We start from the raw sequence: 20,965 nt of genomic DNA, 5'->3' as shown, positions 1-20,965 counted from the left end.
GGATGAGCGATCGAAATCCTACAGATTGTAGGCATTGGGTTAACTGCAACGTTTTTAGCATTAATTCTAAAAGAACAAAAGCCCGCTTTTGCCTTTCTACTCGTTGTCTTCGTAGGTGTATCCATCTTCTTGATGCTGATCGGAAAAATCAATGAAATCATCACGATGCTTCAGAGATTAGCAGTCAATGCGCATCTTGATCTCGTTTACGTCAAAACAATATTGAAAATCATTGGGGTAGCCTATATCGCGGAATTTGGTGTACAAATTGCTCGTGACGCCGGACAAGGGGCTCTAGCTTCCAAAATAGAACTTGCAGGAAAAATATTGATCCTTGTTATGGCGATTCCAATTATAACCGCCATCATAAAAGCGGTATTGGGCCTTATCCCTCAATAAAGGAGCTGCGCTATGTGGCATCCATTTAAATTGACACACAAACTGTTATTCATGGTCCTTCTTTTTGTCACCTTTTTAACGTTTCCAACAGAGGTTCATGCTGAAGCGATGACGGATGAATGGGTGGACAAGCAGATTTCAACTTTAAATACAGATGATATTAAAGCTTATTGGGAAAAAGTGGTCACACAGTATAATGGCTTTTTGCCCGAAAGTACTCATATGAGTTTTAGTGATTTTCTTAAAGCAGATAAAGGAAACTTATTAAAGGATTGGTTATCTGGGACGTTACGTTTTTTATTTCATGAACTCCTTGTGAATGGGAAACTCCTCGGGACCTTAATATTGCTAACGGTGTTTTCAATGATCTTACAAAATATACAGAATGCCTTTGAAAATAAATCGGTGTCTAAGGTGGCTTATGCCATTGTCTATATTGTCTTGGTCATTCTCGCCTTAAATTCTTTTAAAGTTGCTATTTCCTATACTACTGATGCCATAAGTGATATGAGTCACTTTCTTTTGGCATTAATGCCGTTGATTTTAGCGTTGATGGCCAGCTCAGGAGGATTAACCTCCGTTGCCTTTTTTCATCCCATTATTGTTTTCCTGATCAACGTCAGCGGCTGGCTGATTTCTACCATTGTGATGCCGTTATTATTTTTATCGGCTCTATTATTGATCGTCAGTTCTTTGTCAGAACACTATAAGGTGACCCAACTTGCCAAATTATTACGGAATGTGGGCATCGGTGTACTGGCCGCTTTCTTCGCCGTTTTCCTAGGAGTCTTATCCGTTCAAGGAGCAGCCACGGCAATCTCAGATGGGCTTGTCGTAAGAACGGCCAAATTTGTAACGGGCAATTTCGTCCCAGTCATTGGGCGAATGTTTACCGATGCGGCGGATACCGTTCTTAATGCTTCTGCACTTGTGAAAAATACCGTCGGAATTGCCGGTCTCATTATTTTAGTAGGCATTGTTATTTTTCCGGTTTTGAAGGTCTTTGCCCTAGCCTTTATCTATAATCTGGCCTCAGCCATTTTACAACCCTTAGGCGGTGGTCCTATTATAGAATGTCTGTCCGTCATAGGAAGAAGTATGATTTATATTTTTGCCGCATTAGCGATTGTCAGTCTCATGTTTTTTCTTGCGATCACGATTATTATCGCTTCGGGAAACTTATCTTTAATGGTGCGGTAAGGAGGTTCTTGATGTCTGCTATATCTAGCTGGATCTCACAAATCGTTCTCTTAATTTTACTGGCGATTGTTCTTGAATTGTTATTACCAAATGATAGTTTTCAAAAGTACGTCAAACTCGTCATTGGACTCGTGCTGATTGTTGCCCTTCTGAGTCCTATTATGAAAGTCTTGCATATGCCGATTGACCATATTTTATCGGAGTTTTCTAAGCCTGATGACGATGATCCTTTAAAAAATTCAATAAATCAGTATAAAAGTGAAATAGAAGATGACCAAGCTGCATATAAATCTAACATGGTGGCTGTCCAAATGAAAAACTATGTACAAGAGGAGTTGATGGATCAATATGATTTAGCCATTGTCGGCGATATTGATTTGGAACTTAACTCTCATTACGATGCTTCTGACTCTAGTGATGACACTAACCCTATCAAACATGCCGTTGTTGTTTTAGGACATGCAGATCAATCCGAGAAGGATCAGACACAAGCAAAATCAAAAGATGAGGATACCATCCAACCTGTTAAAAAGGTTGAGATTCAAGTGGCGTCAGTAAGTAAAACAAAAACAGAACCTACTTCGAAGGAAAAAGCCACGCTTAAGGAAGTTAAACAATTTCTAGCAAAGAAATGGGAAATACCGCCGGATAGTTTAACGCTCCAGCTGGAAGGAGGCGGTTCTTAATCTATGTCCTTGCAAAAACTGCTGCAGTATCTGAAGTCGCTTTTTTTGACAGAGAAGTCTGAGAAGCCTGCGCAGAAAAAGAAAAAGTCGCCACTCCAAACACTCGTAATATTACTTGTCATTGGTGTTGGTTTAATGCTCATGAGTCATTTTTATGGGTCAGGTTCTGGTAAAAGCACAGAGCAGAAAGCGGTAGAGACAACAAGCCAGACTGCTGAACAAGATATGGCCACTTTTAAGACGACAAAGCAAAAGACCTTTTCTTCATTTGAAGATTATGCCTCTTACTACGAGGACCATCTTACAAATATTTTAAATGAAGTGATGGGAGTTTCTAATGTTCATGTGTGGGTGACCATTGACACGACCATGCAAAATGTCTATGGAGAAAACACAGATACACAAACAAATCAAACCAATGAGGAGGATAAAGATGGAGGGACAAGGGTTTCTAATGAAAAAAGCAGCAAGCATGACGTGGTCATTATTGACGGAAAGCCATTAGTTGTGACACAAAAGAGTCCTGTTGTTAAAGGGGTTTGGGTGGTGGCTTATGGGGTAGATAATCCAACGGTAAAATCATGGATTGTCGATGCTGTAAGTTCAGTGCTTAGTATCCCTTCATATAAAGTGTCTGTGACACAAGCGAAATCTAAGGAGGAATAATAATGGTGTTAAAAAAACAAACGGTGTGGTTATTAACGATGTTGAGTTTAATTGTTGTCTTATCGGTATACTATATCACTTCGTCTCCGACGACAAATACACCCACAGCACAGTCTTCAAAGACGAAAGATCAAGCCACAGCAAGCTCTGATGTAAAAGATGGACTGACGACTAGCGATGCCACTAGTGATGACGCACTTTCCGAATACCGTTTAGCTAAGGACGATGAAGACAGAAAAACAGCTCAACAATATGAGGCCACGATGGCTTCCGATGATAGTACAGCTGCTGAAGTGAGTAAAGCACAAGATGGTCTCGAATCATTACAAACAATGAGTCAAACAGAATCTAAGTTAGAAGATGAAATTATGGCCAAAGGCTATAAAGATGCAGTGGTGAGTACTTCAGGTTCGACGGTGAGTGTTTATGTTAAAGCAGGGAGCCTCTCCAATAAGCAAACAAATGAGATCATGCGTATGGTCAATAGCGAGCTAGGAGATGTTCAAGTCACGGTTACCCGTGAACCTGTTAAGTAATGGCATTGATTGACCCTAAGAGGCTGTTGGTCTAACCGCAGTCTCTTTATTTTTTTCTATTTAATTATTTTGAGAAGAGGTCAGACGTTTTCACACAGGCAAAATAGTGATATAGTATAATTATCTTTGCTTTTACTAGTATAAGGTTTTATAATGCCTTAGAGGCAAAGTATAGGACAAGAGATAAGAAAAGTGAATACTCTCATTTTTACCATTAGGCATCAAGCTAAGAAGGTTTAATATGAGAGATGAAAAAGGAGTGCAAAACCTTGTTGAAAGTTGAAGAATTAAAGGAGCTTATCCAGTTAATCGATGACTCATCGATCGATGAATTTGAATATGAAGTTGAGAATTCTAAAGTTGTTTTAAAAAAGAATAAAGAAGTTGTGGTTACAACGGTGGCTGAACCAGTCGTCCAACATGTAGCACCACAATCACCAGCACAACCAACCCAGGTTTCTCAATCCACACAAAAGCCAGTGGACAATAACGCACAAGAGGACTTGAACACAGATTCTAATCTACATAAAATCGAATCTCCAATGGTTGGGACTTTTTATGCAAAGCCTTCACCAGAAAAAGAAAACTTTGTTAAAAAAGGTTCCAAGGTCGATGCAGATTCAGTGGTTTGTATCATTGAAGCCATGAAATTATTCAACGAAATAGAGGCAGATGTTAAAGGCGAAATAGTTGAAGTGCTCGTTGAAGATGGCCAGCTCGTTGAATATGGACAACCACTTTTCCTTGTTAAAGCAGAATAGGGGTTTTACATATGATAAAAAAAATACTTGTTGCTAACCGTGGTGAAATTGCAGTTCGGATTATCAGAGCATGTAAAGAAATGGATATTGAAACAGTGGCTGTCTATTCAGAAGCAGATAAGGAAGCCCTACATGTTCAGTTGGCTGACGAAGCTTACTGTATTGGACCCACCGCTTCAAAGGACAGCTATCTTAATCTCACGAGTATCATGAGTGTGGCTATACTTACAGGTGTAGACGCTATTCACCCAGGGTATGGTTTCCTTGCAGAAAACGCAGATTTTGCGGAGCTGTGCGAAGAATGCAAGATTACGTTTATAGGTCCTAGCCCTGAAGCGATTAGTAAAATGGGAATAAAAGACGTTGCTAAGAGTACAATGAAACAAGCGGGAGTTCCGGTTGTTCCTGGTTCCGAGGGTGTAGTGGAAACCATTGAAGATGCGCTCTTAGTTGCCGAAGATATTCACTATCCGGTCATCATTAAAGCCACGGCTGGTGGTGGAGGTAAAGGGATAAGAATCGCGAGAAATGAAGAGGAATTAAGAAAAGGGGTTTCAATTACCCAACAAGAAGCCGCAACAGCTTTTGGAAACCCTGGGGTTTATATTGAAAAATTCATTGAAGATTTTCGCCATGTCGAAATTCAAGTGTTAGCTGACAATTATGGTCACACCATTCACTTAGGTGAAAGGGACTGCTCCATACAACGTCGCTTGCAAAAATTAGTTGAAGAATCACCGTCGCCAGCTTTAACGCCGGAAAAACGCCAAGAAATGGGTGACGCGGCAGTTAAAGCAGCACAGGCTGTCAATTATTCTGGAGCAGGAACAATTGAATTTATTTACGATGCGAGCGGTTCTTTTTACTTCATGGAAATGAATACGCGTATTCAAGTGGAGCATCCGGTGACCGAGTACGTCACAGGAATTGATCTTATCAAAGAACAAATCCGCGTGGCTTCTGGTGAAAAGTTAACGATTAAGCAAGAGGATGTGACATTTACAGGTTGGGCTATTGAGTGCCGAATTAACGCTGAAAATCCGGCTAAAAACTTTATGCCTTCCCCAGGGGAAGTCACCATGTACCTTCCACCAGGTGGACCAGGGGTTCGTGTGGATTCTGCTGTTTATCCTGGCTATAAGATTCCTCCTTTTTATGATTCCATGGTCGCGAAAATTATCACTTATGGCGCTACACGGGAAGAAGCCGTTGCCAAAATGAAACGCGCACTTGGGGAAACGGTCGTAGATGGTATTCACACAACGATTCCTTTCCATTTGAGTTTGTTTAATCATCCGGTTTTCGTAAAAGGAGATTTTAATACGAAATTCTTAGAGAAATATCCTATTACTGGTCAAGAAAACTTCGGAGGTGAAGAGTGATGGATGAGAAAAATCACTTTTTTGATGATGTAGACACGACACCGATGTTTGAAATGGAAGAAAGCCAAACAGATTTGGGTAAAGTGGAAATTTCTCCAGAGGTTATTGAGGTTATCGCTGGGATGGCTGCAAATGAAGTGGCTGGCGTAGCCTCTATGCAAGGCGGTTTTGCTTCGGGTGTTGCTGAAAAAATGGGCCGAAAAAATTTGGGAAAAGGGGTTAAAGTCGACCTGAAAGAGGAGGGCATCTCTATCGATGTTCAACTCCGAATGAAGTTCGGTGTCTCTATTCCAGAGGTTGGGCGTGCCGTACAGGAGAATATCGCCCAAACCTTACGGACGATGACAGCCCTAGAAGTGAACGCAATAAACATTCACGTTGTGGGTGTAGAATTTGAACAAACGGGTAGCGTAAGTACAGATCACTTTCAATAAATCAAAGGGGGTCCCCCTTTGATTTTTTCACTATGTTTTAGGACAAGCACAATATGTTAAATATAATGATGGAAGCCATCGTAAGTTTAATGGACCTATGTGCAGCTAGAGAAGGGAAGACTTAATAGGATGAACCGGAGAAAGGCAAGAGAAAAGGCTATACAAGTGCTCTTCCAAATTGACGTGGGAAAGCATTCTGCTAGAGATGCACTCGAAAGTGCTTTAGATGGGCAAAAAAGTGACCCGTTTTTAGAAAATCTTGTGAATCAATCACTTGAACATTTAGATGAAATCGATGCCCTTATCAAAAAATATCTTATTAAATGGCCGTTTGAACGGCTTGGGAATATTGATAAGGCAGTTATGCGCCTGGCGGTATGTGAACTTAAATATATCAAGGATATTCCGACAAATGTCACTTTAAATGAAGCGATTGAAATGGCAAAAACTTTTGGTGATGATGATACACGTCGGTTTACAAATGGGGTTCTTTCAAAGATTGCGAATCAGGAATTGGATCAATAAAGAAAAATTTTTATAAAAGCAAAACGGAGATAACTACTAAAAGGAAGGGTTTCATGGCTGAGAGACGTTATGTAAGTGTGACGGCGTTAACACGGTATATAAAAACTTTATTTGATCATGACAGGCGTCTTCAAGATGTGTGGATACGTGCAGAAATATCTAACTTTAAAAAACATAGTCGTGGACATATGTATTTAACCCTAAAGGACACGCAATCACGCATATCTGGAGTGATGTTTGCTGCTGATAATCGGCGGTTACTTTTTAATCCGGAAAATGGGATGAAGGTACTTGTGCGTGGTGAGATTTCTGTTTATGAACCGTATGGGCAATATCAAATTTATATCAAAGAAATGCAGCAAGATGGGATTGGGAATCTATTTTTAGCTTTTGAACAATTAAAGAACAAGCTTGAACAAGAAGGTCTTTTTGATCAACGTTTAAAAAAACCCCTCCCCACTTATCCGAGAAGAATTGGCGTAGTCACATCGCCTACAGGTGCTGCAATCCGTGATATTTTCACAACAATAAAAAGGCGTTATCCTGTGGCGGGGATCACTGTTTTTCCAGTCCTTGTTCAAGGAGAGTATGCGGCTCCCTCGATTGTCCAAGCCATTAATCTTGCGAACGCCAAAAAAAATGTGGATGTCTTGATTATTGGTCGTGGGGGAGGCTCGATTGAGGAGCTTTGGGCTTTTAACGAAGAAAGTGTTGCGCGCTCGATTCACGCCTCGAACCTTCCGATAATTTCAGCTGTTGGTCACGAAACGGATTTTACTATTTCTGATTTTGTTGCTGACTTACGCGCGGCCACCCCAACAGCGGCGGGTGAACTTGTCGTTCCTCATATATTGGAATTACAAGAAAAAGTAGATGATCGTACGAAACGCTTACTTCAGGCAATGAAACGGCGGCTGGCCAATGAACGTGAGCGGTTATCTGTCCTAAGAAATTCGTATGCTTTTAGATATCCTATGCAGCTTGTACGACAAAAAGAACAAGATCTCGATCGCGCATTTGAAAGAATAACCCATCAGTCACAGCGCATTCTTCATCAATGGAGACAACGAACAGAGCATGCTACGCGATTAATTTATAAACATCATCCGGAAGAGCAATTAAGACAAGCGGCAAAAGATAGAGAGAATCTCTCTCAAAGGCTAGAACGGGCATTTAAGCAGCATGAGGAAAAAAAGGAAACGCAATTGCAAACATTAATCCGTCAATTAAATGCCTTGAGCCCCTTAAGTATTATGGAACGTGGGTATGCCTTAGCTTATAACGCTGACCAGCAACTCGTTAAATCTGTTAAACATATTAACCCTGGAGAAAGTATGAGTGTCCGTTTACAAGATGGTGTTGTGGATTGCCAGGTATGGGGAATTGAGGAAGGAGATAAAGGATGAGTGAGCCATTTGAATTAGAAACACAAGAGGAGAATAAGGGTGAGGCTAGCTTCGAGGACGCCATGCGTGAACTTGAAATCATTGTAAAGCAACTTGAAGAAAATGAGGTGCCACTAGAAAAGGCCATTAATTTGTTCCAAAAAGGGGTCACCCTCTCTAAAACCTGTCATCAAAAATTACAGAAGGTCGAAGAGCAAATGGATCAAATTCTTCGCGAAGATGGCACAGAAGAACCTTTTCAGTTAGACAAGGATGATCAATAATGAATGTGACTATTCAAGGGTATCTTGATGACAAAAAGAAATTGGTTGATTATCAACTGATCCAATTGCTTAAAATGGCAGAAGCCCCTAAACAACTTAAAGAAGCGATGTTGTACTCGGTTGAGGCTGGTGGAAAACGGCTTCGACCCATTTTAATGCTCGCGGTTATTGAGGCTTTAAATAGTGAGATTAGCAAAGGGATTCAACCCGCCTGTGCTTTGGAGTACATTCATACCTATTCGCTTATACATGATGACCTCCCGGCAATGGATAATGATGATTTGCGTCGCGGTCTTCCAACCAACCATAAAAAATTCAATGAGGCTACCGCTATATTAGCAGGGGATGGATTATTAACCTTTGCCTTTGAGTGTCTTACACGGGCGCCACATTTAGAGGCTGAACAAAAAGTATGGCTCGTACAAGCCCTTTCATCTGCTGCTGGACCTGCTGGAATGGTCGGTGGCCAGATCGAGGACATTGAAGCGGAAGGCGCTGATCTCAATCTGATTGCATTAGAACGTGTGCATCAGAAAAAAACAGGCCGTCTGCTTGAATATGCTGTGATGGCAGGCGCAGTTATTGCAGGTGCAGATGCGCAAACAAAAGAGAAACTAAAAATGTTTGCTCGCCATCTCGGTCTCGCTTTTCAAATCCAAGATGATATTTTGGATGTTGAAGGAGAAGAAGAACGTATGGGGAAACCCATCGGAAGTGACGAAGGCAATAAAAAAAATACTTACCCAAAAATTCTAGGTATAGAAGGCGCTAAAGAACAATTAGCAGCGCATTTTGAAAAAGCCTTGGACGCATTAGAGGATGCGAAGATCAATGATACAGCTTTAGAAGGCATCGCTCGCTTTATTATTGAACGTACCTATTAAAACGACCTCTCTTGACTCCTTTGTTGAGAAGTAAGAAAGTATAACTTTTGGTCATCAAATAGGTGTTGATCTCCACTCCAGGCTGCTCGCTTTCCTCATGCCCACACGACTAAGGAAAGCTTCTAAGAGGATAATCCTCGCAGAAAAATTGTGTTTTTACGATTTTTCGATGTGGGTAGGGTCGGCGTTGTCACAGGACGTGACGCTTTTAGCCGATCGTCCTTAGTGGCCTCAGCTAACTTGGGATGTTCTATAAGATTTCCCAAGTGGATCTTCGGACGCGTGCTATTCCCGAAGGAGTCTCACACCTTCCGTTCCAATCAACTGGGTTGCTGACGCTGCCTTTGGTTAAAAACTTTTTCAATGTCTAAATGGGACCGGGTGCTCTTTGCCGGTTTTTCTTATCCACTCTTATGCGTATTTTTATTGAAAAACAGACAAACTAAGGGGAAAAGGAGTGGTAGGAATGAGTCAGATAAGACGTCAACACGTTTATAAAATGAGAGAACAAGGCGGAGATTCAATAGAGCTTAATGATTGGATCCAATCTGAATCTCAAACCTATCAAGAGCATCCTGGAGATGTTATCTGGGATGAGGATGAATTGACAGGTTATGATGATTCAATGGACCTTGTGAATAAATCTAAAATCTCCTCAAATGTATGGAATCAATGGCAGTACTATCAGTAGATGATCCATTTATAAGCCCTATCAAGCCATCACCATTCATTGAGACCCATTAAGATTTATGGTATAATATACTTAGTTAGAAGGTGGTGCAGTATTCTAGTCAGTCCACCATTTCTGAGGGCGGGCCTAAAAATCCGCCAAAGGGCACATCGATGAAGTTCTTAGTATTGGCTCGGGGCGCCCAGCCTTGGGTTAATTCTGGGAGTAAAGAATGTAGGGCGATCCACAATGGCATGTGGGCGATGACCCTGCATTCGCGGAGACTTTGCTGCTGCCCAAGGGCAAGTAGCATTGGAAAACCTGTCTTGGGTCCTATGGATCGGACAGCGTAGCCTGCCTTGAGTGGGGTCCTGAGGGGATTATGTTCATAATTTGGCGCTTGTCGGCCAACAACGGCACTTTATGACATATGAAATCAATCCTGCAAAAGAGGCTAGGAAATGGCAGCGGACTGCCTGAGGAAAACTCCTAGACTGTTCGTAAGACATTTAGAGGGGATTATAGTGCGGACTAAGTGGTGATCTAGTTCAATGTTCGGTGACGGCATTGGTAAAGCTTTAAAGGGAAACTGCCAGAGTGGCGACGCTCGGGTAGCTTTACGGGAAAACCTACTGGACCTAAGCCGCAGCGTTTACTCTCTAAATGACCACCTTATCTACATAGTGTGTAGATTCGGGGTCGAGAAATTGATTAGGCTCAGGTTGATATACAGAAGTCACTTAAATGGAGTCATATGCATTGCCGTTATCACGCTTGTGTTAGCGGCTATTTTTTCAAATAGCTTAGAATGCGAAATGAAGTGAGTGTTCAAAAATGGACGTAAATACAATTAAGGATCCGACGTTTTTAAAAAATACGAGCAAGCAAGAGTTAGAAGCTTTGGCAAGTGATATCCGCCAATTTCTTGTGGAGAAACTTTCCGTCACCGGAGGGCATATCGCACCTAATTTAGGTGTCGTTGAATTAACCCTTATGCTTCATAAAATCTTTGATAGCCCTAAGGACAAATTTTTATGGGATGTGGGACACCAAGCTTATGTCCATAAAATATTAACAGGGCGCGCCGATCAATTTGATACATTGAGACAATATAAAGGATTATGTGGCTTTCCTAAAAGAAATGAAAGCGTTCATGATGTTTGGGAAGCAGGGCATAGTTCGACTTCATTGTCTGCCGCTATGGGAATGGCGATCGCGCGTGATTTAAGAGGAACTGATGAGTATATTATCCCTATTATTGGTGATGGTGCATTAACCGGAGGGATGGCCTTAGAAGCCCTAGATCACATCGGACATGAACAAAAAAACATGATTATTATCCTTAATGATAATAAAATGTCCATTGCGCCTAACGTAGGTGCATTAAATAATATGTTAGGGCGTTTGCGAACAGCCGGAAGATATCAAAAGGTCAAAGAAGATTTGGAATATCTAATGAAAAAGATCCCTGCCTTTGGTGGGAAAATTTCAGCTGCAGCTGAACGTGTAAAGGATACCCTTAAGTATTTATTGGTTTCGGGCATCTTTTTTGAAGAACTTGGTATTACCTATTTAGGTCCAGTAGATGGTCATAACTTTGATGATCTTAGGGATAATTTGAATTATGCTAAAAAGACTAACGGTCCCGTGATCGTCCATGTGTTAACCCAAAAAGGGAAGGGGTATCAACCTGCGGAATCCGATGCAACAGGGAAATGGCACGGACCTGGGCCTTATAAAATTGAATCTGGTGCTTTTATTAAACCGGTCGATTCGGCTCCTTCATATAGTCAGGTTGTAGGAGATACGTTAACAGAGCTTGCTGAAAAAGACGAAAAAGTTGTTGTGATTACACCTGCCATGGTTGTCGGTTCAAAATTGGAGGGCTTCCAAAAACGGTTTCCCAAACGCCTTTTCGATGTTGGCATTGCTGAGCAGCATGCTACAACAATGGCCGCGGGTCTGGCTACTCAAAATATGAAGCCAGTTGTTTCAATATATTCAACATTTATGCAAAGAGCTTATGACCAAATTTTACATGATGTTTGCCGACAAAATCTCAATGTTGTGTTCACAGTTGATCGTTCTGGATTAGTCGGTGCTGATGGAGAAACACATCAGGGCGTTTTTGATATTGCCTTTTTGAGAAGTATTCCTAACATGGCAATCATGATGGGCAAAGACGAGAATGAGCTTAGACATATGGTTTATACCGCTATAAAGGATCAACATGGACCTGTATCTGTACGTTTGCCGCGAGGGAACGGACTAGGGGTTAAAATGGACACAGAACTTCACCCCATTCCTTTTGGTTCATGGGAGGTTCTTCGTGAAGGGCATGATGTCGCTATTCTTAGCTTTGGGCCGATGCTTCAGGAAGCGTTAGAGGCTGCAAAAAGCCTACAGAAGGAAGGCATCTCTGTTAGAGTCATCAATGCTCGTTTTATAAAGCCAATGGACGAAAAAATGCTTGAACATTTAGCTGAAGAAAATATCCCCATACTCACACTGGAGGAAGGGGTCCTTAAGGGTGGATTTGGCAGTGGTGTTTTAGAATTTTTCCATGAACATGGGTATCATCACCACCTAATCGAATGCATGGGGATTCCTGATCGGTTTATTGAGCATGGCAGTGTGAAGAAGCTTCTAAAGGAAATTGCGCTGACATCAGACGATGTTGTTGCTCGTATCCAACATTTATTGCCCCAAAATAGTACAGAAAGGGCTTATAAATGATGAAGGAACGTGTGGACATATTACTAGTGCAAAATGGATTCTTTGAATCAAGAGAGAAAGCTCGGCGTGCAATTATGGCCGGGCTTGTTTTCCATGAAAATGAGCGTATTGATAAGCCAGGGACTAAGTTAAGTGCCGATGTTGCCTTACGTGTAAAGGGGGATCCATTGCCTTACGTCGGTCGAGGCGGACTAAAACTTGAAAAAGCCTTGAAAGTTTTTTCTTTTTCAGTCAATGGCAAAAAAATGTTGGATATTGGTTCTTCCACAGGTGGGTTTACTGATTGTGCCTTGCAAAATGGGGCGTTAAGCGTTTATGCCCTTGATGTAGGCTATAATCAGTTGGCGTGGAAATTACGTAATGATCCACGTGTTATCGTTATGGAAAAGACAAATTTTCGATATTCAAGGCCAGAGGATTTTGAAGTGGGTCTTCCTGATGTTGCAACGGCAGACGTATCATTTATATCTTTAAAGAAAATTCTTGTCCCGTTAAAAGAAATCCTCATTCCTCAAGGTGAAGCGGTGGTTCTCGTCAAACCTCAATTTGAGGCCGGGCGCGAAGAAGTTGGAAAGAAAGGGATTGTACGTGATCCCAAAATTCATCTTCGAGTGCTTGAGGAGATTCTTTCCTTTGCTATCCAGGAAGGCTATAGTGTCATGGGTGTGGACTTTTCACCGATCACGGGGGGAGAAGGAAATATAGAATTTCTAGCCCATCTTAAGTGGTCGGGAGCAGATGACCAGGGGCAGAGTACTCTTGAACCAGGTCGTCTTCAAGAAGTCATTCAGCTGGCTCATCGGTCTTTTCATTCATAAAGTATAACACCTCCTTTTGTAAAGGGTTAGGAGTTGGAAAGGGGAAGGGATATGCTTGTCGAACTTCGAGTGGAAAATTTTGCGATTATAGAGAAGTTAAATATTTCTTTTGAAGACGGATTAACGGTGATCACAGGTGAGACTGGAGCTGGTAAGTCCATCATCATAGATGCTATTACTCTCTTGGTTGGGGGAAGAGGTTCCTCTGAATATGTCAGACATGGCGCCCAAAAAGCCGAGATTGAAGCCTTGTTTGACATTACAGGATCCAATGCTTGTAAAGCTGTTCTTAAGGATATTGGGATTGATGATGGAGATGATATGGTCATTCTGAGAAGACAGATCTATAGCAATGGCAAAAGTGTATGTCGAGTGAATGGCAAAATGGTGACACTTTCTCATTTGCGAGAAGTGGGTCAATATCTTATTGATATCCATGGTCAGAATGAACACCAGGAATTGTTGCATTCAGAAAATCATATTCAGCTACTTGATCGATTTGGCGGCCCCAAACTCGAGAGCCTCAAAAAGGAATATAGTGCTTATTATCATGAGGCTAGGGAAATTTATTCTAAAATACAACAATTTAGTGATAATGAACGTCATATTGCGCAAAGATTAGATCTTTTACGTTATCAGATGAAAGAGATTGAAGAGGCTGCTATTAAGGAAGACGAAGAAACCTTTCTGATGGAGGAGAAGCGAAAACTCAATAACTTTGAACGTATTCATGAAGCCGTTGCCACAAGTTATGAAGCATTAAGTGGTGAACAAAAAGGCTTAGATTGGTTAAGAATAGCAGTCAATGAGCTCGAACATGTTCAAGCACTTGAATCTGATTTAGATGAAATGACCCATGCGATATCAAATCATTTTTATACACTTGAGGATCAGATGTATCGCCTGCGTGATTATCTTGATCAGATGGAATATGAGCCAGGTCGAATCGATCAAGTGGAAGCCCGTTTGAATGAATTCAATAATTTAAAGAGAAAATATGGACGAACGCTATCCGATGTGCTGGCGTATTATGAAGACATCAAGCGTGAGTATGATGATTTAATGGATCGTGACCAAACGATTGAGGATTTAAGCGGACAATTAAAAACGTATATGGACAAGCTCCGCACCCACGCTGAGGCTCTTTCTTCCATTCGGAAGCAGGCTGCACAGAAATTAACCAAAGCCATTAATCGTGAACTTAAGGATCTATATATGGAGAAGGCCAGGTTTGATGTTGTTGTCAAAGCATCCAACAAAGCCCCTGAGGATTTGAATACTTATTCACGTGAAGGCATTGATCGCGTCGAATTTTACATTGCAACTAATCCAGGAGAGCCATTAAAGCCGTTGGCGCGTATTGCATCAGGTGGAGAAATGTCACGTATTATGCTGGCGTTAAAGTCTCATTTCAAGTCCTTCCAAGGCATCACTTCCATTATCTTTGATGAAGTTGATACTGGAGTGAGCGGTCGAGTGGCTCAGGCGATGGCAGAAAAAATCTTTCAATTATCACAGGCCTCACAAATTTTTTGTATTACGCACTTGCCTCAAGTCGCAGCCATGGCAGATCATCATTTGTTTATTTCCAAAGAGGTTAAAGGAAACCGCACGAAGACGACCGTGACCCGTTTAAATGAGGATGATCAAGCATCAGAAATTGCCAGGATGATTTCGGGGGTAGAAATGACGGATTTGACGAAACAACACGCCTACGAGTTGTTAGGGCTTGCAAAGGAAGTAAAAGCATGACATGACTAGCTATCCACCTTTTGGATAGCTTTTTTTCATCGAAGCAGTTATATTTCTCCCCATAAAAGGCAAAGTTAATAAATGCAATAAGGTGTAGGTTAGGAGCGAGGAGAGTGAATCATGAAGAAGTCGGAGGTAATAAGACGCACGATTGGTTTGGTTCTCCTTGGCTTCTTAATAAGCCTAGGATTTTTTAAACCCGTACACGAGTATCTTGCAATACCGCATCACTTAACTATCTTCAGTCAAGAAACATCATCTTTAGCATCTCAATTACCAACAGCTACCCATGTCACAAGTCAAAACCCCAAGGTCATAACCGTTAGCGGTCAAACCAAAGGAACTCTACACGGAAAACAGACAGGTCAAACTGATATGATGGTATCCGTCGGACACATTCCCGTAAAAAAGGTGGGAGTTAATGTGGTACCAGATATTCGTTTAGTTCCAGGTGGAGAGTCAATTGGAATTAAGTTGAATTCTGTTGGCGTTCTTGTTGTGGGCTATCATTTAGTGGATACAAAGGCTGGAGAAAAATCGCCAGGGGAAGAAGCCGGTGTTAAGGTTGGCGATATTATAACTAAGATAAACGGTGAAACAATTGAGAAAATGGCAGATGTAAAAAATGCCATCAATGATGCTGAAGGAAAAGCGTTAAAACTTGTGGTAGTGCGTAGCGATGGAGGACAGAAGACACTTACTTTGCAGCCATTAAAGGATCAGAATGATCAAAAGTATAGAATTGGTTTATACATTAGAGATTCGGCAGCAGGTATAGGCACCATGTCATTCTACGATCCTAGATCAGGTAAATACGGGGCCTTAGGCCATGTGATTTCAGATATTGATACCAAGGAACCGATCCGTGTCCATAATGGACAAATTGTAAATTCTCAAGTGAGCGCAATTGATAAAGGCAAGGATGGTCATCCAGGAGAGAAAATTGCGAGCTTTCCTTCTGATGAAAAGCCAATAGGAAGTGTAGATAAAAACACACCGTTTGGCATTTTTGGTAAACTTAATCAAGACATTTCGAATGGAATGTTTGAAAAGGGTCTGCCAATTGCTTTAGAAGATGAAGTCAAGGAAGGGCCAGCCAAAATCTTAACGGTAGTGAATGGAAGTAAAGTCGAGGCTTATGATGTAAAAATCCTTAATTCGGTGAAACAAGATTTCCCTGCCACGAAGGGATTGGTCATTAAGGTTACAGATCCAGAACTTCTGAACAAAACAGGAGGTATTGTCCAAGGGATGAGCGGCAGTCCCATTATTCAAAATGGCAAACTCATTGGAGCGGTCACCCATGTTTTTGTCAATGATCCGACCAGTGGGTATGGATGTCATATCGAATGGATGTTAAAAGAAGCGGGTATTGATATTTATAATGATCAACATGAGAAGAAGAAAGCGAGCTAAATGGCAGCTCGCTTTTTCTTTTGCACCTTTTTGCTTGTCTTAGTTATGGGAGCCATTCTCTTTAGGGATCACCTCTTTATTCCAATAATTAGACGTTGAATCGTTTTTCTCCTATTTCCTGTCTTTTTTGATGCTTTTTTCGAAAAACAATTAAAATAATTTTCGACAAAACCTCAATTGAAACAACAAACTTAAAGAATTAAAAAACAGATTTTAAGAACAATCCGTCGAAATTGTGATAGGCAATCAAGTCATTTCAGAATAGAATTTCTCTTTAAATGTAAATAATTGTCGAAATAAAGTGATAAAAATAGAATCGAGTGCCCCTTAACGCCACTCTATTTAATGTTATGATTAAAAGGGAACAGGAAAGTGATTGTCGAAGTTTATATCACAGAGAAAATAGAAGAACTCAAGGAGGAGCAGCAAATTGGAAAAGATCAGGGTGTGTTTAACTGATGATAATCAAGAACTTATTCATCTTATACAGGAATATTGTGAGGCAACAGAAGATATTGAAATCGTTGGTGTAGCAAATAACGGGCAGGATTGTTTATCTGTTGTTAAAGAAACAAAACCAGATATTTTGGTTTTAGATATAATTATGCCTCATCTCGATGGACTCGGTGTCCTTAAGAGCATGCGCGAAGACATCACATCACCACAACCGAGTGTCATTATGCTCACGGCTTTTGGCCAGGAGGATGTGACAAAGAAAGCGGTTGAACTCGGAGCGTCATATTTCATACTTAAACCTTTTGATATTGAGAATTTGATCAATAATATTCGTCAGGTTCATGGAAAAAAGGTTCCAACTTTGAAGCCTAGCCGTCCACTTGTTACCACTACACAACAACCGCCTGTTCAAAAATCGCATAATTTAGATGCGAATATCACAAGTATAATTCATGAGATTGGTGTACCCGCTCATATTAAGGGCTATATGTATTTAAGAGAGGCGATTTCGATGGTTTATAACGACATTGAGCTTCTCGGATCCATTACTAAGGTTCTTTATCCGGATATTGCCAAAAAATATAAAACAACCGCTAGCCGTGTTGAACGAGCGATCCGCCATGCTATAGAAGTCGCTTGGAGTCGGGGTAACATTGATTCCATCTCCGATCTCTTTGGTTACACCGTCTCCATGACAAAGGCAAAGCCAACCAATTCAGAGTTTATTGCGATGGTTGCTGACAAACTGAGAATTGAACATAAGGCAGGATAGTAGGTAACCCGCATTGCTACATAAGGATCAATAGTGCTTGTTAATAATTAGTAACCAAAGCAAGGAGCCAACTAAGCTGTTTGGAAAGTCAACTACTGGACTTTTTTAATACAATTAAACACCTTTATTTATTGGATTTGGAAAGAATTCAGTAGATAGAGGTGTTTTTTTTATTGGAAGCCCTCCATTAGTAAGGGTGCATTTTATTTGTATAAAAATAATTAGTGCACAAATTATATTTACACCATATAAGTCCGTTGATATAATAAAGGAAGTTGAAAAAGGTGGGATTAATTATGGTGGATTATGATGAAGCCATTGGATTTAATACTGTAAAAACCGGGAAGCACATAACGCGCTTACTTAATTCGCGTTTAAAGCCTTATAATCTGACAGCTGAGCAGTGGACGGTTTTAAAACGATTGGATCAACAGGGGGATAGTAGCCAAAAGAGGCTTGCAGAGGCTTCGGATAAGGACCAGGCGACACTTACAAAAATTTTAGATTTGCTGGAGTCCCATGCATTTATTGAGAGGGTGAAAAATCCTAATGATCGCCGTTCTTTTCTTGTTTGTCTGACGCCAAAGGGACGCGAACTCACGAAAAGCATATATACTGTTATCGAAGAGATCTTTGAACAAATAGTAGCAGGACTCTCTACTGAGGAATTAAGCAACTACCAAGACGTGTTAAGAAAAATCATTCATAATATTCAAGACATCAAAGATTAAGAGGGATAATACATGACAGATCAATCATCAAAGCTATGGACCACCCAATTTGTAATGGTCATCGTTTTAACATTTTTATTTTTTCTATGTTTACAATCATTAACAGCGGGGTTTCCCATATTTATAACAGGAACAACCGGAAGTTCATCAAAAGGTGGGCTGATGACGACCTTTTTTATGTTAGGGGCTATTGTTATTCGTCCATTTATTGGTATATTCGTTCATAAAATCAACATGAAAATCACATTAATTTCAACATTAATATTCTTAACACTTACTCTTGCGGCAAGTTTAGGTCAAGAGTCTTTTTCTTTATTAATGCTACTTCGGTTTTTACAGGGTATGACCTTTGGTATTGCGACGACGCTTCTAGCGACCTTCGCGACGCAATTAATTCCCACGAAAAGGCTTGGTGAGGGCATTGGTTATTTTGGTCTGGCTACAAGTCTCGGAACCAGTTTAGCGCCAATGCTAGCCTTAGCGCTTTTACAATCAACGCCTTTTATTTGGTTGTTAGGTCTGACCATTGTATTGGCCCTATTGACCTTAGTGGGTAGCTTTTTTATAAAGAATAAACGTTCAGAACCCCTTGCGCAAACTAAGACACCAAGAGGATCCGTTCTTTCTTATGCTTTTGATAAAAAAGCCTTTATGCCGACCTTTTTGGTGATGTTATTTTATATTACGTTTTCAGGAATCGTCAATTTTATCGATGGCCTAGGAAAAGAATCTCATATTCAGGATCATACCTCCTTGTTTTTCTTGGTTACCGCTGTTGCGATGATTGTAACACGTCCGTTTTCAGGAAGAATTTATGACCGTTTCGGACACAAATTTCTTATTATTCCTTCAGCGATTTGTGGGATTGTTGGACTTTTATGCTTATCACAGACAGGGACGACAGGAGGATTAATCTTATCTGCAGTATTTTATGGTATCGCCTATGGGGTCATTCAGCCTACACTTCAAGCCTGGGCAGTGAGTCGGGTAGCTCCAGATAAAAAAGGTACAGCGAATGCCATGACCCTTAATTTTATGGATTTAGGGATGGCCCTTGGTGCTGTCTCATTAGGAACCGTAGCCGATGCCACAAGTTTTCATAAAATGTTTGGAACCTCTTCAGTCCTTATTTTTGTCTTTATCCTTCTCTATATTTTGGTCACAACGTTATCGGGGCGCTCAACGAAAAATAAACATTCTTTACAGGAGCAAAGGAGAGGGGCATAAGCATAGTGACAAGAGAAAGTTATTACCATCATTTATTTTTATAGAAATATAAAAAAGGTCTAAAAAATTCATTCATCGAATTTTTTAGACCCTTTTTGAATGTGCTCGTGATTTACCACAGTTAAATGTTGCTTAAAAGGCAGCTTTTTATGAATCTCGGGAACGTTCAAGGGCGTCAGAAGGGTGATCGTTTTGGTAAAAAACGGTGCGCCCCGGTATTGAGAGCTCGACATGGTGAGCTTCAAGAATTTTTAACACCTCTAAATTGACGCTTTCTCGGATTGTGAGCCATTCTTCCCAAACAGTAGTCTTAGTGAAAAAATAAAAGTACAACGTATAGCCGGTGGTCTTCATGTCTTTAAAATGAACAAAGATGGCATCTTTATCTATTGCTTCATTGTTATGTAGCATCTCTCTGATATCCTTGAGACAAGCTTCGATGCGGTCCCTGGGTGTTCGAAGATCCAGTTCAATTTCAAAGGTTAATTGTCGTTTGTTCATCTTTGTCCAGTTTGTAATAGCTTCATTTGCAAGTGTGGAATTCGGGATAGCTACTAAGGCATCGGCAAAGGTTCTAATCTTTGTGGATCGAAAGGAAATATCCTCCACTACACCTTCAACACTAGGCGTCATGATCCAATCACCAATGGAAAAAGGTGTCTCGGTAATGATGATGAAGCCTCCAATAAAATTACTTGCTGTATCTTTGGCGGCTAAAGATATTGCTAATCCGGCAAGACCGAGGCCGGCGACAAAGCCATTTATACTGTAACCCCATTCTGCTAAAGCCATTGTGACCATAAGCGCTATAACAATAAATTTTAATATTCTTGTCAAAAAAGGGATGACAATACGGTCAAACTGCAAGTTTAGCCTTTTATTGAAATGCCCAAAAAAGAGTTCAGTTGAATTACATAATTTAAAGAGTCCAGCACCAATACAAAGAATAATACTCGTGCGATAAAGTTTTAAAAGGACCTGATCCAATTTTGGAGGAAGCCCCAGGTAGTTTAATGCGAAATAAAGTCCAGATAGTCCGATCAAATAATAGATTGGTTTATGAAAACTTTCGATAAAATGATCATCTATTTTAGTCCTTGTTTTTTGTGTGAAATGCGTCACGATTTTTAGAAGAAAGGTGGTGAAGGGCCGTCCCAAGACGACAAAGACAATGCATATCCCTAAGGAAATGAGCCCGTCTTTCCAGGTGAGGCTAGTTACCCAATTCATAATTTCTTGCGTCAT

The 20,965-nt window shown here is 40.7% G+C and carries 21 protein-coding genes; 20 read left to right on the top strand and 1 reads right to left on the bottom strand.

The annotated features are described in order from the left end of the window. Positions 1–9 precede the first annotated feature (9 nt). From spoIIIAD to IEV91_RS07110, 20 genes are all read left to right on the top strand, one after another. Positions 10–399 carry a stage III sporulation protein AD gene (spoIIIAD, locus tag IEV91_RS07205; RefSeq protein WP_188496809.1) on the top strand — a complete coding sequence of 130 codons (390 nt, stop codon included), beginning with the start codon at positions 10–12 and terminating at the stop codon, positions 397–399. A gap of 12 nt (positions 400–411) precedes the next feature. After that, positions 412–1,599 carry a stage III sporulation protein AE gene (gene spoIIIAE, locus IEV91_RS07200; RefSeq protein ID WP_229745455.1) on the top strand — a complete coding sequence of 396 codons (1,188 nt, stop codon included), beginning with the start codon at positions 412–414 and terminating at the stop codon, positions 1,597–1,599. Between the two features lie 11 nt (positions 1,600–1,610). Next, complete coding sequence (gene spoIIIAF, locus IEV91_RS07195) at positions 1,611–2,285, top strand: stage III sporulation protein AF (protein WP_188496752.1); 675 nt, start codon at positions 1,611–1,613, stop codon at positions 2,283–2,285. A gap of 3 nt (positions 2,286–2,288) precedes the next feature. Then, positions 2,289–2,951: a stage III sporulation protein AG gene (gene spoIIIAG, locus IEV91_RS07190; protein ID WP_188496751.1), complete on the top strand. Its 663-nt coding sequence runs from the start codon at positions 2,289–2,291 to the stop codon at positions 2,949–2,951. 2 nt (positions 2,952–2,953) lie between these two features. Next, positions 2,954–3,487: a SpoIIIAH-like family protein gene (locus IEV91_RS07185; protein WP_188496750.1), complete on the top strand. Its 534-nt coding sequence runs from the start codon at positions 2,954–2,956 to the stop codon at positions 3,485–3,487. Between the two features lie 269 nt (positions 3,488–3,756). Continuing rightward, positions 3,757–4,248 (top strand): acetyl-CoA carboxylase biotin carboxyl carrier protein, encoded by a 492-nt coding sequence (accB, locus tag IEV91_RS07180; RefSeq protein ID WP_188496749.1) that lies wholly within the window; start codon positions 3,757–3,759, stop codon positions 4,246–4,248. 11 nt (positions 4,249–4,259) lie between these two features. Then, entirely contained in the window at positions 4,260–5,630 is a 1,371-nt protein-coding gene (gene accC, locus IEV91_RS07175; RefSeq protein ID WP_188496748.1) for an acetyl-CoA carboxylase biotin carboxylase subunit, read from the top strand. After that, positions 5,630–6,064, top strand: a complete 435-nt coding sequence (locus IEV91_RS07170; protein ID WP_373284406.1) for an Asp23/Gls24 family envelope stress response protein — start codon at positions 5,630–5,632, stop codon at positions 6,062–6,064. The genes accC and IEV91_RS07170 overlap by 1 nt, the downstream gene beginning before the upstream one ends. Before the next feature lie 129 nt (positions 6,065–6,193). After that, positions 6,194–6,589 carry a transcription antitermination factor NusB gene (gene nusB / locus IEV91_RS07165; RefSeq protein WP_188496747.1) on the top strand — a complete coding sequence of 132 codons (396 nt, stop codon included), beginning with the start codon at positions 6,194–6,196 and terminating at the stop codon, positions 6,587–6,589. Between the two features lie 53 nt (positions 6,590–6,642). Beyond that, the gene (gene xseA, locus IEV91_RS07160) at positions 6,643–7,995 is read left to right on the top strand and encodes an exodeoxyribonuclease VII large subunit (RefSeq protein ID WP_188496746.1); all 1,353 of its coding nucleotides are present in this window, start codon (positions 6,643–6,645) and stop codon (positions 7,993–7,995) included. Further along, positions 7,992–8,258, top strand: coding sequence for an exodeoxyribonuclease VII small subunit (gene xseB, locus IEV91_RS07155; protein ID WP_188496745.1), 267 nt, complete (start codon positions 7,992–7,994; stop codon positions 8,256–8,258). The genes xseA and xseB overlap by 4 nt, the downstream gene beginning before the upstream one ends. Next, positions 8,258–9,142, top strand: a complete 885-nt coding sequence (locus IEV91_RS07150) for a polyprenyl synthetase family protein (RefSeq protein WP_188496744.1) — start codon at positions 8,258–8,260, stop codon at positions 9,140–9,142. Before xseB ends, IEV91_RS07150 begins: the two co-directional genes overlap by 1 nt. Before the next feature lie 466 nt (positions 9,143–9,608). Further along, the gene (locus tag IEV91_RS07145; RefSeq protein WP_188496743.1) at positions 9,609–9,833 is read left to right on the top strand and encodes a hypothetical protein; all 225 of its coding nucleotides are present in this window, start codon (positions 9,609–9,611) and stop codon (positions 9,831–9,833) included. Positions 9,834–10,646: 813 nt separating this feature from the next. Beyond that, positions 10,647–12,548 (top strand): 1-deoxy-D-xylulose-5-phosphate synthase, encoded by a 1,902-nt coding sequence (gene dxs / locus IEV91_RS07140; protein WP_188496742.1) that lies wholly within the window; start codon positions 10,647–10,649, stop codon positions 12,546–12,548. Further along, a complete protein-coding gene (locus IEV91_RS07135) occupies positions 12,545–13,366 on the top strand; it encodes a TlyA family RNA methyltransferase (RefSeq protein WP_229745453.1) in 822 nt (273 codons plus the stop codon). Before dxs ends, IEV91_RS07135 begins: the two co-directional genes overlap by 4 nt. A 51-nt stretch (positions 13,367–13,417) precedes the next feature. Continuing rightward, positions 13,418–15,118: a DNA repair protein RecN gene (recN, locus tag IEV91_RS07130; protein ID WP_188496741.1), complete on the top strand. Its 1,701-nt coding sequence runs from the start codon at positions 13,418–13,420 to the stop codon at positions 15,116–15,118. Between the two features lie 120 nt (positions 15,119–15,238). Then, the gene (gene spoIVB, locus IEV91_RS07125; RefSeq protein ID WP_188496740.1) at positions 15,239–16,534 is read left to right on the top strand and encodes a SpoIVB peptidase; all 1,296 of its coding nucleotides are present in this window, start codon (positions 15,239–15,241) and stop codon (positions 16,532–16,534) included. Between the two features lie 430 nt (positions 16,535–16,964). Then, positions 16,965–17,762: a sporulation transcription factor Spo0A gene (gene spo0A, locus IEV91_RS07120; protein ID WP_188496739.1), complete on the top strand. Its 798-nt coding sequence runs from the start codon at positions 16,965–16,967 to the stop codon at positions 17,760–17,762. 296 nt (positions 17,763–18,058) lie between these two features. After that, a complete protein-coding gene (locus IEV91_RS07115; RefSeq protein WP_188496738.1) occupies positions 18,059–18,493 on the top strand; it encodes a MarR family winged helix-turn-helix transcriptional regulator in 435 nt (144 codons plus the stop codon). A 12-nt stretch (positions 18,494–18,505) separates the two neighbouring features. After that, complete coding sequence (locus IEV91_RS07110) at positions 18,506–19,720, top strand: MFS transporter (RefSeq protein WP_188496737.1); 1,215 nt, start codon at positions 18,506–18,508, stop codon at positions 19,718–19,720. Positions 19,721–19,867: 147 nt separating this feature from the next. Here IEV91_RS07110 and IEV91_RS07105 read toward each other — a convergent pair whose 3' ends face one another. Next, complete coding sequence (locus IEV91_RS07105; protein ID WP_188496736.1) at positions 19,868–20,965, bottom strand: mechanosensitive ion channel family protein; 1,098 nt, start codon at positions 20,963–20,965, stop codon at positions 19,868–19,870.

Source organism: Pullulanibacillus pueri, assembly GCF_014639255.1.
GTDB lineage: Bacteria > Bacillota > Bacilli > Bacillales > Sporolactobacillaceae > Pullulanibacillus > Pullulanibacillus pueri.
The sequence above is the reverse complement of the archived record's forward strand: the minus strand, read 5'-3'. Positions and strand labels throughout refer to the sequence as shown.

Coding starts and splice junctions, on each gene's coding strand:
- spoIIIAE (WP_229745455.1), top strand. CDS start 412: ATGTGGCATCCATTTAAATTGACACACAAACTGTTATTCATGGTCCTT.
- spoIIIAF (WP_188496752.1), top strand. CDS start 1,611: ATGTCTGCTATATCTAGCTGGATCTCACAAATCGTTCTCTTAATTTTA.
- spoIIIAG (WP_188496751.1), top strand. CDS start 2,289: ATGTCCTTGCAAAAACTGCTGCAGTATCTGAAGTCGCTTTTTTTGACA.
- IEV91_RS07185 (WP_188496750.1), top strand. CDS start 2,954: ATGGTGTTAAAAAAACAAACGGTGTGGTTATTAACGATGTTGAGTTTA.
- accC (WP_188496748.1), top strand. CDS start 4,260: ATGATAAAAAAAATACTTGTTGCTAACCGTGGTGAAATTGCAGTTCGG.
- IEV91_RS07170 (WP_373284406.1), top strand. CDS start 5,630: ATGGATGAGAAAAATCACTTTTTTGATGATGTAGACACGACACCGATG.
- nusB (WP_188496747.1), top strand. CDS start 6,194: ATGAACCGGAGAAAGGCAAGAGAAAAGGCTATACAAGTGCTCTTCCAA.
- xseA (WP_188496746.1), top strand. CDS start 6,643: ATGGCTGAGAGACGTTATGTAAGTGTGACGGCGTTAACACGGTATATA.
- xseB (WP_188496745.1), top strand. CDS start 7,992: ATGAGTGAGCCATTTGAATTAGAAACACAAGAGGAGAATAAGGGTGAG.
- IEV91_RS07150 (WP_188496744.1), top strand. CDS start 8,258: ATGAATGTGACTATTCAAGGGTATCTTGATGACAAAAAGAAATTGGTT.
- IEV91_RS07145 (WP_188496743.1), top strand. CDS start 9,609: ATGAGTCAGATAAGACGTCAACACGTTTATAAAATGAGAGAACAAGGC.
- dxs (WP_188496742.1), top strand. CDS start 10,647: ATGGACGTAAATACAATTAAGGATCCGACGTTTTTAAAAAATACGAGC.
- IEV91_RS07135 (WP_229745453.1), top strand. CDS start 12,545: ATGATGAAGGAACGTGTGGACATATTACTAGTGCAAAATGGATTCTTT.
- recN (WP_188496741.1), top strand. CDS start 13,418: ATGCTTGTCGAACTTCGAGTGGAAAATTTTGCGATTATAGAGAAGTTA.
- spoIVB (WP_188496740.1), top strand. CDS start 15,239: ATGAAGAAGTCGGAGGTAATAAGACGCACGATTGGTTTGGTTCTCCTT.
- IEV91_RS07115 (WP_188496738.1), top strand. CDS start 18,059: ATGGTGGATTATGATGAAGCCATTGGATTTAATACTGTAAAAACCGGG.
- IEV91_RS07110 (WP_188496737.1), top strand. CDS start 18,506: ATGACAGATCAATCATCAAAGCTATGGACCACCCAATTTGTAATGGTC.
- IEV91_RS07105 (WP_188496736.1), bottom strand. CDS start 20,965: ATGACGCAAGAAATTATGAATTGGGTAACTAGCCTCACCTGGAAAGAC.